The 19,745-nt window shown below is 39.4% G+C and carries 19 protein-coding genes and 1 pseudogene; 11 read left to right on the top strand and 9 right to left on the bottom strand.

The window, feature by feature from the left end; all coding sequences use genetic code 11:
• Window positions 1–11 precede the first annotated feature (11 nt).
• The 3 genes and pseudogenes from KV40_RS00745 to KV40_RS00740 all read right to left on the bottom strand — a co-directional run bounded on the left by KV40_RS00745 (window position 12) and on the right by KV40_RS00740 (window position 1,444).
• Window positions 12–194, bottom strand: a complete 183-nt coding sequence (locus tag KV40_RS00745; protein WP_036476813.1) for a hypothetical protein — start codon at window positions 192–194, stop codon at window positions 12–14.
• Window positions 195–225: 31 nt separating this feature from the next.
• A pseudogene (locus KV40_RS37140) lies at window positions 226–354 on the bottom strand (hypothetical protein); the annotation flags it as partial.
• A 340-nt stretch (window positions 355–694) separates the two neighbouring features.
• Window positions 695–1,444 (bottom strand): peptidylprolyl isomerase, encoded by a 750-nt coding sequence (locus KV40_RS00740; protein WP_036476924.1) that lies wholly within the window; start codon window positions 1,442–1,444, stop codon window positions 695–697.
• A 194-nt stretch (window positions 1,445–1,638) separates the two neighbouring features.
• Here KV40_RS00740 and KV40_RS00735 point away from each other — a divergent pair, with 194 nt between their 5' ends.
• The 6 genes from KV40_RS00735 (at window position 1,639) to KV40_RS00705 (ending at window position 9,208) form a co-directional block, all read left to right on the top strand.
• A complete protein-coding gene (locus tag KV40_RS00735) occupies window positions 1,639–1,881 on the top strand; it encodes a hypothetical protein (protein WP_172657210.1) in 243 nt (80 codons plus the stop codon).
• Between the two features lie 115 nt (window positions 1,882–1,996).
• Window positions 1,997–2,284 (top strand): hypothetical protein, encoded by a 288-nt coding sequence (locus KV40_RS00730; protein ID WP_036476810.1) that lies wholly within the window; start codon window positions 1,997–1,999, stop codon window positions 2,282–2,284.
• Window positions 2,285–2,733: 449 nt separating this feature from the next.
• Entirely contained in the window at window positions 2,734–6,423 is a 3,690-nt protein-coding gene (locus KV40_RS00725; RefSeq protein ID WP_052055224.1) for a tetratricopeptide repeat protein, read from the top strand.
• A gap of 73 nt (window positions 6,424–6,496) precedes the next feature.
• Window positions 6,497–6,817, top strand: a complete 321-nt coding sequence (locus KV40_RS00720) for a hypothetical protein (protein WP_036476808.1) — start codon at window positions 6,497–6,499, stop codon at window positions 6,815–6,817.
• A gap of 169 nt (window positions 6,818–6,986) precedes the next feature.
• On the top strand, window positions 6,987–8,573 hold the full coding sequence (locus tag KV40_RS32920; protein ID WP_072013743.1) for a tetratricopeptide repeat protein: 1,587 nt from the start codon (window positions 6,987–6,989) through the stop codon (window positions 8,571–8,573).
• Between the two features lie 71 nt (window positions 8,574–8,644).
• Window positions 8,645–9,208: a 5-formyltetrahydrofolate cyclo-ligase gene (locus tag KV40_RS00705; RefSeq protein WP_036476806.1), complete on the top strand. Its 564-nt coding sequence runs from the start codon at window positions 8,645–8,647 to the stop codon at window positions 9,206–9,208.
• Here the strand turns inward: KV40_RS00705 and KV40_RS00700 are convergent.
• The gene (locus KV40_RS00700; RefSeq protein WP_036476803.1) at window positions 9,186–10,481 is read right to left on the bottom strand and encodes an O-antigen ligase; all 1,296 of its coding nucleotides are present in this window, start codon (window positions 10,479–10,481) and stop codon (window positions 9,186–9,188) included. The two genes, KV40_RS00705 and KV40_RS00700, sit on opposite strands and share 23 nt — an antisense overlap.
• Window positions 10,482–10,602: 121 nt before the next feature.
• Here KV40_RS00700 and KV40_RS00695 point away from each other — a divergent pair, with 121 nt between their 5' ends.
• Window positions 10,603–11,142 carry a hypothetical protein gene (locus KV40_RS00695; protein ID WP_036476800.1) on the top strand — a complete coding sequence of 180 codons (540 nt, stop codon included), beginning with the start codon at window positions 10,603–10,605 and terminating at the stop codon, window positions 11,140–11,142.
• 39 nt (window positions 11,143–11,181) lie between these two features.
• On the opposite strand, the gene KV40_RS00690 is transcribed toward KV40_RS00695, so the two are convergent.
• The 3 genes from KV40_RS00690 to KV40_RS31695 all read right to left on the bottom strand — a co-directional run bounded on the left by KV40_RS00690 (window position 11,182) and on the right by KV40_RS31695 (window position 14,076).
• Window positions 11,182–11,730, bottom strand: coding sequence for a Uma2 family endonuclease (locus KV40_RS00690; RefSeq protein WP_072013742.1), 549 nt, complete (start codon window positions 11,728–11,730; stop codon window positions 11,182–11,184).
• Between the two features lie 72 nt (window positions 11,731–11,802).
• Window positions 11,803–12,645, bottom strand: a complete 843-nt coding sequence (locus KV40_RS00685) for a YaaW family protein (RefSeq protein WP_036476795.1) — start codon at window positions 12,643–12,645, stop codon at window positions 11,803–11,805.
• Between the two features lie 111 nt (window positions 12,646–12,756).
• Window positions 12,757–14,076 carry a serine/threonine-protein kinase gene (locus KV40_RS31695; RefSeq protein WP_052055223.1) on the bottom strand — a complete coding sequence of 440 codons (1,320 nt, stop codon included), beginning with the start codon at window positions 14,074–14,076 and terminating at the stop codon, window positions 12,757–12,759.
• A 255-nt stretch (window positions 14,077–14,331) separates the two neighbouring features.
• On the opposite strand from KV40_RS31695, the gene KV40_RS00675 reads away from it, so the two are divergent.
• The 3 genes from KV40_RS00675 to KV40_RS34480 all read left to right on the top strand — a co-directional run bounded on the left by KV40_RS00675 (window position 14,332) and on the right by KV40_RS34480 (window position 17,897).
• Window positions 14,332–15,408, top strand: coding sequence for an amino acid ABC transporter substrate-binding protein (locus KV40_RS00675; protein WP_052055222.1), 1,077 nt, complete (start codon window positions 14,332–14,334; stop codon window positions 15,406–15,408).
• A gap of 12 nt (window positions 15,409–15,420) precedes the next feature.
• The gene (locus tag KV40_RS00670; RefSeq protein ID WP_036476793.1) at window positions 15,421–16,572 is read left to right on the top strand and encodes an amino acid ABC transporter permease; all 1,152 of its coding nucleotides are present in this window, start codon (window positions 15,421–15,423) and stop codon (window positions 16,570–16,572) included.
• Window positions 16,573–17,732: 1,160 nt separating this feature from the next.
• Complete coding sequence (locus KV40_RS34480) at window positions 17,733–17,897, top strand: hypothetical protein (RefSeq protein WP_156113893.1); 165 nt, start codon at window positions 17,733–17,735, stop codon at window positions 17,895–17,897.
• Here the strand turns inward: KV40_RS34480 and KV40_RS00665 are convergent.
• On the bottom strand, window positions 17,889–18,737 hold the full coding sequence (locus KV40_RS00665; protein WP_072013741.1) for an IS630 family transposase: 849 nt from the start codon (window positions 18,735–18,737) through the stop codon (window positions 17,889–17,891). The genes KV40_RS34480 and KV40_RS00665 overlap by 9 nt on opposite strands.
• Entirely contained in the window at window positions 18,722–19,000 is a 279-nt protein-coding gene (locus tag KV40_RS00660) for a helix-turn-helix domain-containing protein (protein WP_036476788.1), read from the bottom strand. Before KV40_RS00660 ends, KV40_RS00665 begins: the two co-directional genes overlap by 16 nt.
• Before the next feature lie 93 nt (window positions 19,001–19,093).
• Here KV40_RS00660 and KV40_RS00655 point away from each other — a divergent pair, with 93 nt between their 5' ends.
• Window positions 19,094–19,720 (top strand): carbonic anhydrase, encoded by a 627-nt coding sequence (locus tag KV40_RS00655; protein WP_256381097.1) that lies wholly within the window; start codon window positions 19,094–19,096, stop codon window positions 19,718–19,720.
• Window positions 19,721–19,745 lie beyond the last annotated feature (25 nt).

The raw sequence follows: 19,745 nt of genomic DNA, 5'->3' as shown, positions 1-19,745 counted from the left end.
TCAAAAATTGTTTATCTAGCATGGCTAACTTTAATAGCTCTATGTTCTTTTTGCTCTAAAGCTAATTTTAAATTCTGTCGGGCTTCTGTTGAGTCTACATTGAGGCAAACTTCTAGTTCGTAGCATTCAACCGCAATTTCTAGATCGCCTAGACTGCACGTATTTGCTGCCCAGATCGTAGCTAGCTGCTGCATAATGATGCCGTTATTCTATAGCTAGTTTTCTCTAAAGATGAAGGGCATTTGTCCCAATAACTTCTGCTTCGAGCGAAATAGGTTGAAGTTTTTTAGCTTGCTGATAACAGGCGATCGCTTCATCTAATTTATCCTGTTGCTGTAGAGCATAACCAAAATTGTTACAAAGTTTTTTACGAAAGCGCTAATACATTTATGCCTTGTTTTTAGCTGTCAGGTTATGCGTCTTACCAATTCTGACTTTTATAAACTTTTTCGCCAGACAATTGCGTGTAAATCAATTGGAATGACTATTAGTTTGTGTTTTTGCGGTGGTTTATTCTTTGCTCTATTTAATTCGCTAGTTTTTTTAGACGTTTAAAATTATACGATCGATAAAATAAAGATAGTTGCCAAATTGGCATTATGAGCTTAAGCGAGCTAAATATTCTTAGAATTACATATTGCATTGTAATTGCGATCGCGTATCAATGTATCGACAAACGCTAACCAAACTAATCTCAGATTGTTTTTTCACTAAGCAACATATAATCTAGTTCGCTATTTAGCCACTGTTTGAATAGTTCGTCGATAATTTCTTGTCTTCGTTCGGGGGTTAATTGAGCGGCAATATATTCTTCTATTAGAAACAAATGATATCCTCGCTCAGATTGAATGGGACCGATAATTTCTCCCACGGGAATGGGAGTTTTAAAAATTGCTGCTGCTATATCTGGTGCAAAATTCCAGCGATGAACTTTACCTTCATAGCCACAAACCTGCCTGCGTTTTGCATCAATATCGTAAAGATGCGCTGCCTGATAGAAGCTAATTTCTTCTTCTTCAATTTGATAAAAGAGTTCTTGAGCGAGTTTTTCGTAAGGAACTATTAATTGATAGAGATTAAATTGGTCATAATCTAAGCGATTCTGAGCGAAATATGCTACGGCTTGCTTATCAAATAAATGATGCGCTACTTTTTTAGCGAGCAGACGTTTGTTGATACTTACTTCCCATTCGTCTGGATCGAGTAGATTATCTTGTAACCAGGCAATGGTGTCAGATGCTTTTTCCAAACGCTTTGACATGCGAATTTGGTTTGCCTCAGCCTGAATTTCTTCTGGGGTAACGGCAATATTTTCTTGGCTGGCAACTCGTTCGACAATCTCTTGCTGCAAAATCTCGCAACATGTTTGGTTTAGCTTTAGTTCTTGTTTGAGATGTTGTTCGATTGCTATTGGCTCGATGTGTATCTTGTGAAATTGAACCATTTCAGATTCCTCTCTCTCCATATATAATCATGATCCTGTCTTCGAGCGACAAATAAGTGCCAAAATGGCAACATCTCGTATTTCGATCGGGTTAGATTATTTACATACAAAAGAAGTTTGCCTAAAGCAAGCTTTAAACAAAACAACAAACAAGCAAGAGGAATAAAGCAATGATTATTTCCGATTTACAATATATGGAAAATGTTAACGCTGCTGAAGTAACTGGTGGTGGTAAGAAGAAATATCCCAAATATTCTCCCAAAAAATATAAAATTAAACTAGCTACATTAAGCATCGCAGATGCTGATGCTAATGCAGCAGCCGTTGGTGATTTATCTATCGCTCTAACCAACACTTCCGCTGTTGCAGTTCCAGGTGGCGCTTCTTCTAGTTCTAGTTCTACAGCCGTATCTGCTACTTTCAAGAAGTATCACTAAACTAACTCGTTAGTAAAACTTATAAAAAAACACTTAGCTACCTAAACTATTAACTAGATAGTTTTGGCAGCTAAGTTCTATACATCGACAATACGTTTCTTGAGGTAATCAGACCATGTTAATACAAGACCTCGGCTTCATAGAAAAAGTCGATAATTCGCATTGCATCGCAGGAGGTGCTAAAGCCAAAGCTAAGGTTAAGCGCGTTCCTGGTGGTGTAGAAGCAAGTGGATTTGCTGAAGGAAAAGGCGATATAAACTATGCTAAAACTAAAACTGTAGCAACAGCATATCCCTTAGCAAAAGGTGGTGCCGCATCGGGAGCTGCATCTAATGTTAAATTAAAAGGGTTTAAGCCCATAATTGATGCTGATATAGCAATCGATGTAAAAGCCTTTATCTAATAAACCAGAACTAAATTTCAACTAGTTAAATGTGTAACTAAACATCCAAAAATTTCCAAAAAGGCATGGAAATTTTGGCTTGTTGATAGTTATGGTTTTTTTATTTTCAGCAAGTCTCATCTTGAAAAGGGCTAGCCTTGTTTAAGCAGGCAATAAACTTGGTTATAATTGCTACGATCGCTTTAGGTATAGCTTCATAGTGAAATTAAGTTTTCAAGTGGAAATTGCTGTTTAATTATGCTTCAACACATTTAATTAAAGTTTTCTTAGTTTATTATTTTCAGCATTTAACAAAATTTAAAATTCATCATCGAGCTACTAACAAAAAATACTCGATGGTGAATTTTTCTGGCTCGAATAAAGCCTAAATATCGCCCAAAAAAAATACTCACTTAAAGAGATTTTTGTAGCATACTGATAAGAAGAGTCGGTAAAAGTGAGTTAGAAAAATGCAATTAGAGCAAGCTGAAATAGTATTTCAAGAGACTGCTAACTTTGAACCCAAAACTGCTGAAGACTATTACAATTTGGGAACTATGCTGCAAGCTAGACAAGTCGAAGCAGCACAGGCAGCATACCAAAAGGCGATAAGCTTAGAACCAAAACATGCCGAGGCTCATAACAATTTAGGAACGATATTACAGGAAAAAGGTGAAATAGAGGCAGCAATAGCATCGTATCGAACCGCTATTAGCTTGCAGCCCGAATATGCTGAAGCCTATTATAATCTGGGAACTGCACTCAAAGAGCAAGGACAAATAGAGGCAGCACTGACAGCATATCAAAAGGCACTAGACCTAAAACCCGATTATCATTTCGCCAAAGTAGGTATAGCAATTGCCCAGCTACCCGTTATTTATTCAAGTAGCAAAGAAATCGAACGAAGACGCAGCAATTATCGGCAGCATCTTCAAAATTTAGCCAATTATTATCAATTAACTGACGATAGAGAGCGAGCCGAAGCTGCTGCTACTGTTGGTTTTCGACAACCTTTTTATTTGGCTTATCAAGGCTTAAACGATCGCGACTTGCAGCAAACCTACGGCTCGATGATTCATCAATTAATGACGAGTCGTTATCCTCAGTGGGGACAACCCCTATCTATACCCAAACTAGCAGCATCTCAAAGGATTCGTATTGGTTTTGTTTCTGGCTTTTTCAATCATCATTCCGTATGGAAAATTCCCCTACAGGGATGGATAGAAAACTTAGACCGCAGCGAATTCGAGCTATTTGGTTACTATACTGGCAGCAGGCGCGATCGCGTGACGACAAGAGCAGCAAAAGCTTTCGATCGATTTGAGGCAGATTTTTTATCTGTCGCTCAGTGGGCAGAACAGATCGTCAAAGATAAATTACAGGTTCTGGTATTTCCCGAATTCGGCATGGATCCAATTGCCGCTCAACTGGGGTGTCTGCGATTGGCTCCCGTACAAATTGCTTTTGGCGGACATCCCGAAACTAGTGGCTTGCCAACTATTGACTATCACTTAACTAGCAATTTAATGGAGCCAGCCAATGCTCGGGAACACTACACCGAGCAGCTAATCAGACTGCCCAATCTGGCTGTATGCTACCAACCCCTTCCCATTCAACCCGAAGCAATTGATAGAGCAGACATCGGTATTGCAGAAAATGAAATCATGTTTTGGTGCTGTCAATCGTTATTCAAATATCTACCGCAGCACGATGATGTTTTTCCGCGAATTGCCAAAGAGTTAACCGACTGCAAATTTGTATTTATCGCTCACGAAAGTGAGTTTGCCACTAATGTATTTCGTCAGCGATTAGTTCGTGCTTTTCAAGAGTTCGAGCTTGCCTGTGAAGACTACTGCCTATTTTTACCCCGATTGAATTCCTATGCTTTTGCAGGTATTACTGCCATTGCCGATGTATTCTTAGACAATATTGGCTGGTCGGGAAATAACACGACTATGGAATCAACTGTCTTCGATTTACCTATAGTTACCCTACCAGGCGATTTAATGCGCGGTCGTCATACTATGGCGATCCTGAAAAGAATGGGTATCGAAGAGACAATTGCCAACAGTAAGAAAGAATACATTGAGATTGCGGTGCGTCTCGGTAAAGATGCTAGCTATCGGCAGTATATCTCTCAAAAAATCGCGCTTAACAAACACAAGCTTTATGATGACTTAAAGCCAGTAAGAGCCTTAGAGGATTTTTTACTCAGTCTGTTTGACAAACCCAGATACAGCAACAAAAAAATAGCTAAAGCCTTTCAATTAGCGGTTCGACATCACCAAGCAAATCGGCTTGAGGCAGCGCAGCAACAATACATTAAAGTTTTAGAAGCACAACCAGAACATGCCGATGCCTTGTATGGTTTGGGAATTTTGGCACAGCAAATTGGCGAGTCTGAAGCAGCAGAGCAGTATTTAAAAGCTGCGGTTAAACTGCGATCGCAATTTCTCAAAGCCTGGTTTAGCTTGGGCAATGTGTGCCAAAGTCGAGGTCAACTTACAACAGCAGAACAGGCTTATCGGCAAGCTCTAAATCTGCAAAACAACTCCGCACCTATTTGTAACAATTTAGGCTATGTTTTACAACAGCAGAATAAATGGCAAGAAGCAGCCTACTACTACAAAAAAGCCTTAGAAATTCAGCCCAACTGTACTGAAGCTGATGTCAATTTGGGTAACGCTCTGTTTGCTCAAGGACAGCTATCACCAGAACAGCAAGTCCACTATGCAGACCTAAACTTTAAACTCGGTTTGAGTCGCCAGCAAGTTGGAGACTGGCATACTGCTGTCATTTACTATCAACAAGCAGTTTCTATGCAGCCCGATTTAGTAGATGCTCGCTACCATTTGGGTTTAGTACTGCAACACCAAAGAAAGTTAGTAAAAGCAACTGCTGCTTATCAGGAAGTTATCCGCTTAAATCCCGAGTACGAGCTAGCTTATTATAGTCTGGGCGAAACATATCAAGACCTCGGCAATTTGTCTCAAGCAACTGCAACTTTTAGACAGGGATTAAAACTGATTAATTCTGACTACGCTTTGGCGATAGAGTCTCATCAGCATGAAGCTACATTTGCCGAGAATTTTACTATTCCTCAAATCCCTCAAGGCGAAGTAACTATTGGTGCATATCAGTTTCCAGTAATTCCCAAGGTACCAGTTTCCGAAGAAAAGCGACCTTTTTGGAGTGTTGTAATTCCAGTAGTAAACCGCCCCGAATATTTTCCCGAATGTCTGGCTAGCGTTCTAGCTCAGTGGACACAAGAAGATATGGAGATTATTGTTTTAGATAATGGTAGCGAACCACCGCAGTGGGAAATTCCCAGTGAGCTAGGTAAAGGAATTGTTCGTTACTATCGATTTCCCAAAACTGTAAGCCTACAGGAAAATTGGAATACTGCTGTATCTCTATGTCGGGGTCAGTGGATTCATCTGCTGCATCACGATGACTATGTTCTCCCCGAATTCTACGAGCGATTACAAGCAAGTTTATCAACCTGTTCGGAATCAGTTGGAGCAGCTTTTACCGCTCATCAAATAATAAATGAAAAGCGTCAAATCCTTTATACAGAAAGACACGAGCTAGAAAACTATCGCGGCATCGTTCGAGATTGGATACGACAGATTGGTGTCGTGAATACAACTAGTCCTCCATCAATAGTAATTAAGAGAGCCGCCTATGAAAAGCTGGGGGGCTATAAACTCGATATTCTCTATACTTGTGACTGGGAATTGTATAAACGTATTGCTTCTGTTTATGATTGGTGGTACGAACCAGAAGTTTTAGCTCATTATCGTCAGCAGCATAATAGTATCACCATTGCTGAAAATACCAACGGTGCTTCGGGATACGATCATCTTCGGGCTATTGAAATTTCTGAAAGCTACTTACCAGAAGAATATCGTGCAGAAATTACGGCAAAATCGCGTCAAAATTATTTTTATTGGTGTTTGGAAAGAGCGAAAATACCGTTAGATGCAGGCAATTGGAATGGAGCATTGCAACTAATCGAAGCTGCGATGCAAATAAATCATTCTGCCGAGGCTGTTGCCGCTCTTTCTACTTGGTTGCAAAACGAACGAGCAGTGTTCCTGGCAGATAAGCTAGCTTTGGCGAATATAGAGTGGTTTAAAAATAAACAAAATGCTGGATAATTATTTTATCTAGAAGCCAACACGACCCCACAGTAGTAATAGTAGTAATTTATTAACTATAGAGGTTCTAAAAATGTTGATAGCCGATCTCTCATATCTCGAACAGATTACAGACAAAAAGACAATTTTAGGTGGTAATTCCGTGTTAGACATTACTGCTAATGCATCTGCCACTGGCGATAATAGTTATACTTTGACTGAGACAGATGTTATTCTCAAAAACAAGAGCAAAAAAACTATGGCTAAGGGCAAAGGAACGGCGTTAGCAATCGGCGAAGATCCTTATGCAAGTGTTGGTGTTTATTACGCAGGCTTCGATCGAGTAAAAGTAAAAACTAAATCTAAAGAAAAAGATAACTACGCTTTTACAGTCGTAAAGGCAAAAGCAAAATAGCAGTTAAAAATTTTCTTTTGTAGTTCGGACTATAGTTTTTGCAGCAAAATGGCAACAGAAAGAACGAGCTATTTTTGCTCCTTCTAAATTTGTTCGGGTTAAAACTATCCGATTTTACAATCGACTTCTAATTACGGTTCCGATTGAGAGATTGGGAGGAAAAAATCTTATGTCCGAAGCAACAGAAGCCGAAATGCTTAAGCTTGCAGAGCAACATATAAAAGATAATCGCCTTGATGAGGCAGGGCAAATTTATCGACAAATTCTCGACCGTCAGCCTGAAACTTGTGAGGCTCTTTACGGACTGGGACTGATAGCTCAAAAAATTGAAAATTTCTCAACCGCAGAGCAAATATTTCGCCAGGCTCTGAGCATTCAACCCAACTCTCTTAAAATATTGTTTAGTTTGGGCAATCTTTATTACGCTGTAACTAATTTACCAAAAGCCGAAGCGTGCTACTCTAAAATTTTAGAACTTCAACCTAATTTAGTCGCCGTATACAATAACTTAGGTTACGTCCGTCAACTGCAAGGTAAAGTAGCAGAAGCTATTGCTTGCTATCAACAAGCTTTGAGTATTCAACCCAACTGTATAGAAGCAGAAGTTAATTTGTCTGGTTTACTTCATCTCCAAGATGAACTATCGCTAGATGAACGAGCATACTATGCCGCAAAAAGTAACAAACTAGGTTTGACTCGAAAAGCCGCAGGAGAACCTAAGACTGCTATAGCTTATTATCAACAGGCGATCGCTTTACAGCCAGATCTAGCTATCGCCCATTACAATTTGGCGGTAGTACTACAAGAACGAGGTAAGCTAGAAGAAGCGATCGCCTGCTATGAAAAGGTTTTAGAGTACGAGCCTGAAGCAGCAAATATACATTACGCGATTGGCAATTTACTGCAACAACAAGATAGAGGCAAGGCAGCGAGCGATTGCTATCAACAAGCCATGAAGGTTAGGTTCTCTAGTCTCGAAATTATTCGACATTCGCCTTATGACAATATTTACTATTGTTGTACCCAAAAAACAGCGAGTCAATGGTTTAGATCTATCTTCGACGACCCAACTTTCTATAAGTATACTGGTTTGGTAACTCATCCTTACGTTCAGTTGGGACTGCGGTATGCTTCATTCGATCGAGCTTTGCCTGATAAAACAATTGGCACCCATTTATATATAGACTATCCAACTTATTCGGGTATTGCCAAACCAGCAAATTATAAAACATTTTTTGTGTTGAGAGATCCTAGAGATGCCGTTATTTCCTGGTATTTTTCCGCTAAATATTCACATTTATTAATCAGCGTCATCCCTAAATTACGCCAAGATCTTGAAAAACTAGACTTTAGTGATGGTTTGAGATATATTATCGATCGCTTAGAGGAGTTTGGCTACTTTGAGACTCAAAGGTCTTGGATGAATATTGACGAGGATGAAAATAAGATCGCTATTTTCCGTTATGAGGATTTGGTCAGCAGCAATTATTCTTTTCTGAAAAAACTGTTTAGCTATTTAAAAATTGCAATGCCAGAAGAGGAACTGCGAACTCTGTGGGAAAGAAATAAATTTGAAAAATTAACCAGAGGACGCAAACATGGCGAAGAAGATATTAACAGCCACTATCGCAAAGGAATAGTAGGTGATTGGAAAAATTATTTCGATAGTTCTACCCTCAATTACTTTCAGCAAGTAACGGGAAACTTAGTAGAAGTGTTAGGCTATTCAGATTCAACAACGAACAATGAACAATGAGCAATGAGCAATGAGCAATGAACACTACAAACGATAAATGTTAAATGCTTAATGTTTAATGATATGATTAAATGTCTCAGTTAGATAAAATCGCTCTGCGTCGCGATTTGTTAACAAAACGGCGAGCGCTTTCAATAGAAGAATGGCAACAAAAAAGTCTGGCTATATGCGATCGCCTGCAAGCTTGGTCTTTATTTACCGAAGCTAACACGGTTTTGGCATACTTCAGTTTTCGGCAAGAACCCAATTTGGAGTTGCTATTTAGTACTCCTAAAAGATGGGGTTTCCCGCGCTGCGAGCAAGCTTCTTTAATATGGCACTGGTGGCAACCTGGAGAAACCCTATTCAAGGGTAAATACGGTATTCAAGAACCGTTAATTGACGCGCCTCTAGTCGAACCTTCAGAGGTAGATTTAATTTTAGTTCCCACTGTAGCTTGCGATCGCCAAGGATATCGTTTGGGTTACGGTGGCGGGTTTTACGATCGCCTGTTAAGTTCTCCTCAATGGTCGCAGATCCCTACAATTGGCATTGTCTACGATTTTGCTTATTTACCCCAGTTACCTATAGAACCCTGGGATATTCGACTAGATTATATTTGCACCGAGACGATTATCGAACGGAGCGATCGCTAGAACGCTCGCTCTTAAAAACAACGCCACTAATAGCCGAGAATAAGATCCAACCGATAGTATTTACTCTCAGGTCGAATATCGTAACATCAAACAAATTAAACAAAATAATACCTGAAAATGCCACCATGTAGGTAAACAAGATCGAATGTTCGCCGCTAACTATAGTTTTTTTGGGTTCTTTTAACAACCATATTGCTTTTGCCATTACCCAACCGACAATCGATAGCAACAACAAAGTCCCAACTATCCCCGTTTCTGTCGCCAGCATCAACGGCAAACTATGAGGATGCCCAAACCAAACATTCATCTTAGCTTCGTAGAGAGGGGTAAAGTTACGCAAACCCCAGCCAATTACAGGACGTTCTTTAATCAAATTCCAGCAAAACCGCCACTGAGTCAGACGTAAAGTTTCTACGGGGCGATCTGGATACATGCGATCTGAAAGTCTCGCCCAAATAAATACAGGAACGATTTTACGCCACCATATTCCACCCCAATTGGGAACAAAAGCCGCCCAACAAATGACAGTTACTATAGCAGCTATCGAGCCAACCAACCACCGCCAGCCAGCATACATAGCAAAGGCGATCGCGCTAAAAAAAGCTATTCCCCAGGCATTACGAGAGCTAGTTAGTACTAAGCCAACGCTATTAATAAGTAAGATCGCCGTCAGTGCAAATAAGATCCAGCCAGATCTAGAAGTTCTTTTCGATCGCCACCGCTGCCAGGTTTCCAGCCACAGTCCCAAACAGAGAGTAAAAGCGGTCGTTAGATAAACGGCTAAAAAATTAGCATAAATAAACACCGATGACATTCTTCCTGCTGGTTCCCCTACAGCAACCAAACCCCAGCCAAAAATAGTCTGCCACCAGGAAGGAGTCTGCCAGCCAAGATATAGTTGTCCCAAACCTAAAATAACTATTGCTGGAGAAGGAATAACTAGCAATCTAGCTAACTGTCTTAACTGGTGCGATCTCTTTATCAATACGTTTAAAGCTGCAAATAAGGCAAAAAAAGGTAAAAAGTTTGCCAAACCCAGCCAAGATTCCAGAGGACGATAAGCAAAGAGCGAACAAACAATCAGCCAGATACTTAAAACTGCCAATCCCCAATTGAGTGGAAACCTAATTATTTGACGATAGCGCGATCGCCAAACCCAAACCAAAACTACCGCTAATCCTACCTCTCCCAAAGCAGGAAACAACGGCAACGCTAAAACGCTAAACTGCAAACATCTCCAAACCCAATCTAATTTTGGTCGTCTATTATTCACTAACTAAAAAGCGATCGCCTTAATTCTACAAAAGATGAACTAGATTTTATAGTTTTTGTGCGAATAATATTCAGTATGTTAGAAAAGTTAAAAGGTCGATTGAGTTTACGCTATTTAGCCTATGAAAAAAACTAAAATTGGTAAATTAACTTTTTTAGAAAACAATGACAGCATAGAAATTATAATTCCACCAGCAAGGTTTAATAACTATATGACAATTGTTTTAATTGTTATGAACCTTATTCTTTTATTTCCCCTGTCTGCGATCGCTTATGGAATTTATTCTACTGAGCCTATATACACAATTATTTTAGTTTTCTTTTTGTTTCCCTGGCTTGGTGGTGTTGTATTTGCTAACTTTTTTTGGAAAGAGTTATTTTTTAATTCTACTCGTATAAATGTCAATAACGAACAAATTTGTATTTCTCGTACTTTAGATAAACAAGCCAATTCTTTGTTGCTACACACAGAAGAAGTTAATAGCTTGAAAATATTGAAAGTTCATACAGATTCACCAGCTTGTTTTCCAACTATCTTATTTTTGGTTTCCGATATAGAATACGATCTTAGAGTTTTTACGTCATTTAGATTGGATGATGAAGAAATTGTTTTAATAGCAAATAAACTTAATAAATATCTCAAAACAGAGATCGTAGAATAATTTATTTGCGGAGAAATATTTATTTTGTATCTTTATTACCTAATTAATAATTGCATTTACTTCAATAGCAACATCGGGAAATGCTAGAGAATAAATTATTCCCGTATTTAAAGTCGATCTTGAAGCGTATTCGGTTTCTTGTGGTTCTCTAAATACAATTAGCTGTCTTTTTTTTAGATTTATCACCCAGTATTCTTTAATCCCTACCTCTGCATAAATTTTGGTTTTTATATTCAAGTCTTTTTCCAAACTAGAGTTGGCATATTCTATTAACCAAAAAATATTTTTGGGATAGGGATGATGAGCTAAATATTCTCGTCCTAACTTTTGAACGACTGCAATATCTGGTTCGGGTTCGCTGCTGTCGGGAAGTGTAATTGGTTTGCCAGAGCGAATTGTAACGCGATTACCAAGTAAACCTCTTAAATAATCTTCTGCTTCACTACTAAAATATGCGTGGGCTTCCCCTTCAGGCGACATTTCAACGATCTCCCCTTTTAGTAATTCCACGCGGCGATTGTCTAGTAAACCCGTCTCAATCATGTGGTGGTATTCGTCTATAGTCCATTTAGCTAATGTTAAAGACATCTGGTTTGAGCATCTTAATAAGACAGTAATGAATTTTAAGTAACTATTAAAACTAATTTACCTACAAGATTCTTAAGCCGTTGCCCAATATTCGCCGCGAGTCAAGCGTATTTGCGCCAGGGTGAAAATAATCGGAATTACGCGACTATAATTAGTAGCGATCGCCTTCCAGCCCAAATCGGCAACAAAGTAGCCCCACATTATCGGACCAATCAGACCAAACACACTTCTAGTCACCCCGTAACGCGCTGCATTCACCGCCATACCTCGTTTTGCTGTCTGCAAGGCTAACTGACTTTGCAGTCCTGCAACCGCTACCGTTCCCCCTTTAATTAATGCTGCTTTAGCGGTTTGGTAGGTAGCAAAATGGATGGCAAACTGCTGGGCAATGTGTTTTAACAGCCAAGTTTTAAGTAGAGAATTGACGGCAAAAATACTGCTGCCCTTAAGCAAAATCTTGAGGGGATCGTGCTGTAGCTGAACGGGTAAAGCTTCAGGTGGATTGGCTGTCGCCAAAGATGTACCAATTTTTTGTTGTAGAGACAATTGTTCCTCAGCAGGTAGTTTATCCCAAGCTTTACTTACCAAATGCAAAAATATTTCCGCTTCAATATTGGTAGTATTCATCTGCTGAGAATAGGGAATCTTGAGATAATGACAAACCTGGATCAGTATTTGTCGATAAGACAATTCTTGAGTTCGGTTTCGCAATACAGTAAAACCATCGGCAGCAAGATAGCGAAATCGCCGATCTAATGAAGTGAGCCAAGAATCCCAATCTTGACTTTGAACGTAAATAGGTTCGGGCGTTTGCCAATAATCTAAAGGATTAAAGCGACGACGAAACAGAATCTGGGTGATCTGCTGCAATTCTTCTTCTGTAGCCAATTCCAGTACTGAATTTAGTTCGTCCAATGTTGTTGCCTCCACAACATCACGTTATGCTACGGATTTATATCTGATGTCAATACTTTATAATAACTCTTTTAAAAAAATTGGAATAGATCGAGAACTGGCAAACAAACGTTATAAAAATAACTCAAATCCTACACCAACTCCGATAAAAATGGTGGTGAGGAAATAAGCTATGGTTAACAGGCTATCTCCCTCAAACAAATGTTGCCGCAAACAATAGCTTAAATTAAATATTTCGGCGATCGCAATTGCGGTTGAAATCGCTACTGCTGGTTGTTTGCCTAGTACGATCGCGGCAATAATTACTAACAACACTGGTATGGCAACGGCTATAGTTATAGCCGATCTGCTCGTCGTTTCCTCAGTAGCGGCAATGGTAGTAGCGGCTAACTCGATCGCGGTAATTACTACCACTGAGAGTAAAAAAATTGCCAAATTAACGGTAGTGCGATCGAGATGATGGAGGGCAAAATTAACCGCAGCAACGCCAAAGGCACTCAAACCTGCCAGAGTAAACGTACCTAAGACAGCTTTTTTTGTAGGACGGTTAAGAGAAAAAGTAGGTTTAGTAGCTAGCAATAGGCGATCTAAATTGACTTTGACAATACTACTATTTTCACTTGGCTGTAGCGCGATCGCTTCTAAAGCGGCTTTAGCTGTAGCTGCATCTGCAAAGCGTTTGTTAGCCTGTGGCTGCACCATTTTGTCCAGCCAGCTTACAAATTGACGGTTTAAGGGAGGTAAATGAGATTTAAACTGAAGCTGATAGGGATTATCTTCACTAGCTAGTTCGCTAATCTCCCAACTTTTTTTTCCTGTTAGCAAACAAATAGCTGTAACACCTAAACTATAAAGATCTGAAGCGGTAGTAGGCTTAGATATTTGCTCTGGGGGCATAAATCCTGGTGTTCCTCTGAGGATGCTGCTTACAGAAGCTTCTTTATCACCCAAGCTAGCAAAGCCAAAGTCAACCAAATAGACGTGTAGGCGATTGCCGATTAAAATGTTTTCTGGTTTGAGATCGCGATGAAATACGGAGGGATTTTGCTGCTGGAGATAAATTAAAATATCTAAAATTTGCAATAAAACCTGCTTGGTTTCTTCTAAGTTTAACTGTCGAAAATCACTTAAGTTTGGTGCGTCTATATATTCTTGAATTAAACAAAAACCATTATCGGTTTCCAAACTATCGATAAACTTAGGAATACCAGAATGTTCTAATTTTGAGAGCAGTTCTATTTCACGTTCGTATGCTCGATAACCAGACCAAGTCGAATCAGCCGTTGCAAAGCAAAACTGTTTGATAGCTACCAGTTCTTCTGTAGCCAAATTGGTAGCTTTCCAAGTAATACGTCCTCCCTCTCGATTATTTCCTAATTCACTTTCAATGCGATATTGATGTTCGCTTAGGTCGAGAAGATTAGTTACCATAGTTAATTTCTAATTCGCGATTGAGGTCTGTTAATTTGATAACCACTATTATGTATATCTCTAAGGTATCTTAGAAAACTAAGATCTAATGCAATAGTGAAATTTTATGCGGCTATTGAATAAAATCGCCCAAACAATATTAATAAACTCCACAATTAAGAATTATCTTTCAACCTCTAAAATTGCTCTAATGTCGATATATACTTACTAGCAAATTCAACTCAGGCAGAATAAATCCGATTAAATCTACAGATAATGACAAATTTTAATATTTTTGCTCAAAAAACTAGTTCTTTTCTGTTAGCAGGAGCTTTACTATTTACTTTAGGTGCCTGTGGCGGTGAAGAGAATACTGCTAACAATGGTGAAGGTGAAGCTGCTGGTGGTAATAGTATTTTGAGTACGGTTAGCGGACGAGGAAACTTAGTCTGCGGCGTAAACGGTCAGCTTCCAGGCTTTAGTTTTGTTAACGAAAATGGTGAATATTCTGGTTTAGATGTCGATCTTTGTCGGGCAGTGGCAGCAGCCTTATTTGACGATCCGACAATGGTAGAATTTCGCGATCTTAGCGCCCAAGAGCGTTTTACTGCCGTACAGTCTGGTGAAGTAGACTTGCTCAGTCGCAATACTACCTGGACTCTAAGCCGCGATACTTCGGTAGGAATGGAATTTGCTCCTACTACTTTTTATGACGGGCAAGGATTATTAGTCTCTCAAGGTAGCGGCGTTCGAGAATTAGCAGACTTGGAAGGAAAATCAGTTTGCGTGTTGTCGGGAACCACTAACGAACAAAATTTGGCAGATAGAATGCGTAAGCTTGGGGTTAACTACACTCCAGTAGTTTTTGAAGATGTCGATGCCCTTTATGCAGCTTACGAACAAGGACGCTGTGGGGTAGCTACCAGCGATCGCTCGCAACTTACGGCTCGTCGGGCAATTTTAGCCAACCCAGACGAACACGAAGTTTTAGGTGTGGTTTTATCGAAAGAACCTTTAGGACCTTTGGTCGCTGATGGTGATGCTCGCTGGTTTGATGCGGTCAAGTGGATTACCTACGCGATGATTGAAGCTGAGGAACTGGGTATTAATTCGCAAAATATTAACGATTACGCCGAAACTGAAGATCCTGAAATTAGACGCTTTCTCGGTCAAGAAGGCAACTTGGGTGAAGATATGGGACTACCCAATGATTTTGCTGCTAGAGTTGTCCGACATGTAGGCAATTACGGGGAAGTTTACGATCGCAACATCGGTCAGCCTTTTGAATTAGAGAGAGGGCTTAATGATTTGTGGACTAACGGCGGCTTGATGTATTCTCCCCCATTCCGCTAGGAAAGACTGCCGATGACAGCAAAAAAAATTCCCTTTTGGCGCGATCGCCAGATAATTCAAATTGCAGGACAAATTTTAGTTCTAGTATTGGTTATTGCGGCGATCGCCTATTTGGGCAACAATCTAGTCAATAGTTTTCAAAGACTCAATCTTACCTTTGGGTTTGGCTTTCTCTCCCGTTCCGCTTCTTTTGGCATTGGCAACCCGCCCATTAGCTACAGTCCTACCGATCCCTATACCCGTGCGATTTTAGTCGGACTGATTAATTCGCTGATAGTTATGTTTTTTGGCATTATTATCGCCTTGCTATTAGGAATTACTATCGGAATCGGCAGATTGTCCGATAACTGGCTCGTGCGTCAGCTAGCTACTGTTTATGTCGAAACTCTCCGCAATACGCCTTTACTGTTACAACTATTTTTCTGGTATTTTGCCGTTTTTCTAAGGCTGCCAAGAATAGAACGTCCCGTAGTATTTGGCAACATAATATTTCTGACCAATCGCGGGCTAGATCTACCTTGGTTGGCAGCAACTGCTCGAACTTGGCTGGCAGTTGGCGCGATCGCCCTGGGGATTATCTCAGCCATACTTTTTTGGCGTAGGGGGATAAAAGCTGTCGAAGCTGGGGTATCGGCTGCCAAATGGTGGTGGTTGATAGCAATTGCTGCGATCGCTACCGTGTTAGTTTTCTGGTTTGGTATTGACTGGCTAATACCTCAATTTACAGGAAATTCAATTACAGGAGGCATTAGCCTCTCGCCAGAGTTAGCTACCTTGCTAATTGGCTTGAGTATTTATACTGCTGCATTTATTGCCGAAGTAGTGAGAGCGGGCATTCAATCAGTTAACAAAGGTCAGTGGGAAGCAGCGAGAGCTTTAGGTTTAAAACCTAATCTGGTCATGCAGTTAGTCGTATTTCCTCAGGCTTTGAGATTGATGATTCCGCCTTTAACTAGCGAATTTCTCAATTTGGCTAAAAACTCCAGTCTGGCGATCGCTATAGGCTATAACGATATTTATGCAATTTCTAACACCATCGCCAATCAAACAGGCAAAGCTGTAGAAATGTTGCTAATTGTTATGGTTACTTACCTCACAATTAACCTGATTATTTCCGCCATCATGAATCGGTTCAATCGTGCCGTTCAACTAAAAGAAAGATGAACGAGGCAAACATACAGGGGTAGTGCGATCGATTGCAATAAGTAAAGCTTTAAGTAGCACCCAACAAGCCGCACTGCTAACTTGCTTCTTTGCTTCTTTTAAGCTATCAATGCTTCCATAACTTGTTTAAAACTCACGATTGAGTACAACTTAAAATTCAATCGGTAACATACGGAGAAGTTGTTTATTTAACCCCCGATCTATACAGTAGTTAGTAATATTAATTAGTACAGTTTTATCTCAATCGCTTTACTGTTATCTTTTAATTTTTATTTGTGTTCGACAGACAGTTTTTAGGGCGACCGCTTTTTTTTTGTTTATTAGAAAATAATAAGCACGGTCGTAAATATTATACAATCTACCGTGACTATTTTTCTTAAATATTGTTGTTTTTCTTATTTAACTTGTGAAATATTGTTGGCAATAAGCAGTGATTGAAAAAACCTGGTAAATCAACGAATAGAAGCGGCAACAACGGCAGCATACAAATAAAGTGATTTAAATTTTTGCTTGGTGTCTAGTTAGAATAGTCCAAAAAAATTAAGTTTTAAAATTTCTTTAGTGATAATGCGGTAAGATCTAAAAATTTATCAATTAGGTTTTCTAAAATGTATTATTTAAACTTAACTATTGAAATCTATCTTTAGTAATTGCAGAACGTATCATGTAAAAACTATTAATTGTAATTATTTTAAATATTTATTTAGTTGCTATTAAACCCCTAATATGAGATTCTTTATTTATTAGGCCTTTTGTATGAATAAATAAAAAAGAGATTGTCTTTAAATTCTCAACACTGTGTTAGTGCAGGTTCTAATTTAGGAAACCTTTAAAGTTTAAGAGATGTCTTGAGTTTTAGTGGTGTATAAACGTTTGAACCGTAATGACGACACAGAGAGATAGTGCAGTTTAAAGCGAATGGGATGCCGAGTTTATTTTGGCATACCCAAAGCTAGCCATGACTGGCGACATAAATGCCTGCGGATCGGAAACCTCTGTAGGCTTTCTAGCTCAATCGAAGCTTTGATAGTTTTATTAATTGAATAGCGACTAGCGACTGTCAGATCTTTTACAAGTTATATCCCTTTGCACTATTACCAAGATAATTATCTAGTGATTCGTGCAAGAAGCCTATTAAAATTTCTGATGTTTTAATTTTAATGATGAAAGTTTTCAAAATCGCCCGAAAAGCCGTATCTTTAACTCTTGCTGTACCTTCGGTATTTATTTTAGTAGCTTTTTCTGCGTCGAGTTTAGCTCAGGAAGATGCTCCCGAATGGTCCTATAGTGGTGCTAATAATCCAACTAAACCGCATCTACTTTGAAAACCGTAGTTTTTCTTCTTCTGGATCGAGGTGTTTTTTAACCCACAAGCGATCGCTTAAAAACAGTGGAGTAGTATTAATTAGATGCTGAAAATCAGCAACAGCAGAAATTAACTCTTGTTGTTGGTCATAACAAACATGATAAGTTATGTCTTCTCTGAGCCATTGCCAAAGATGTTCGACAGGCATAAAATCTGGGCTATAGCCAGGTAATTGTAGAAGATGGATGTCCATTGCTGATGCTGCCTCGGTGACCACTTTAGCACGATGATATGGTGCGCCATCCCAAACCACAGTTATTTGTTGCTGGGGAAATTCGACTCGCAACTTTTTGAGAACATCAATGGTATTAATTTTCTCTGCTTTCTCATAAGGAAAAATTCTGGTTTGCGCCTGATTATAGAGGTAAACACCATAAAAAGAGACTTTCTTTCTTCCAGGAGAACTAGAGCTGACCCAAAACCTTTCTCCCCGAATTGACCAACCGTAACCTTCATCGGTATCTAAATGTATATGGGCTTCATCAATATAGATAATTAATCGCTTTTGATGAAGTGCATCCTCTAATAATTCAGTAATTTGTTCGACAAATTCAGCTCTTTTGGCGGTATTGCCTTTATTAAGCAACTTCTTCGCTTTCTTCCAGGAAAAACCCATCTGCTTAAGAGTTTTTCTGACTGTCTCTCGACAACAATTTATCTTCCACTTCTGTTTCAGCCAGTGGACGAATCTTTTTAACGTCCAACGTGGAAACCCTTGAGATTTCCTCCCTCTTTCTTGTGGTGCTAATGCTGACCTTAAAAGAGCTTTCTGGATTTGATTCCCTAAATCTTTTCGCACCGTTTCGGAAAAAAAGGGTTTCTTCCTCCCGTTCTTTGATACTCGACGGCTTTGAGACCTTCTTGATTATAACGATGCACCCATTCCATTACTGTTTGGGGATTTCTTCGGGTTTGTTCCCCTACCTTTGTAGCACTTTTCCCTTCACTAATTTCATACAATGCCATCAGTCTCTCTCTTGTTCGAGGATGTTTGGCAGCCAATGCCTCTGTTCTTAATAACTCTTTGCTTTGATTCCAACGAGCGTAATCTACTTTTAACATCAAATCGATCTTATTTTTCTTCTCTTAATCAGCCTATTTGATTTTGAGCCAAAACTCCAGTTTTCAAACTGGACGGGGTTTAAGTGGGATAACTTGAGTAATGAGTTTGCTCAATGTGAAATGGGAAGAGATCAATCTCCTGTAAATATTGAAGATGCTGCTAATGGCAAACCAGCAGAAATAAAATTTAACTATAATCCAGTTCCGTTAGATGTGGAAAATACTGGTAGCACTGTTCAAGTTAACTACGAACCAGGTAGTACTGTTACTATCGATGGAGAAGAATACGAACTAGTACAGTTTCATTTTCATACGCCTAGCGAGCATGTTATCTCAGGAGAGGCTTCTGCGATGGAATTACACTTAGTTCATAGTAATGAGTCAGAGGAGTTAGCAGTTGTTGGCGTTATGTTGGAACCAGGAACAGCACATCCTTTAATTGATACAGTTTGGGAAAATATACCTCAAGAAGAAGGAAATAATATGGTCGAGGGCGTGACAATTAATGCTGCCGACCTATTACCCGAAGATCAAACTTATTTTAGTTATGCAGGTTCGCTCACTACGCCACCTTGTAGTGAAAACGTAAAGTGGAACGTGTTAGTAGAAAAAACTCAAGTTTCGGAAGAGCAAATTGCTGCGTTTGAAAACTTATTTCCAGTAAATGCTCGTCCAATTCAAGCTACTAATGGAAGAGTTATTGAATTACACAAAGAATAATCTGTAGTTGATTCAAACGAAATCT

The sequence above is a fragment of the Myxosarcina sp. GI1 genome (assembly GCF_000756305.1).
Taxonomy (GTDB): Bacteria; Cyanobacteriota; Cyanobacteriia; order Cyanobacteriales; family Xenococcaceae; genus Myxosarcina.
The sequence above is the reverse complement of the archived record's forward strand: the minus strand, read 5'-3'. Positions and strand labels throughout refer to the sequence as shown.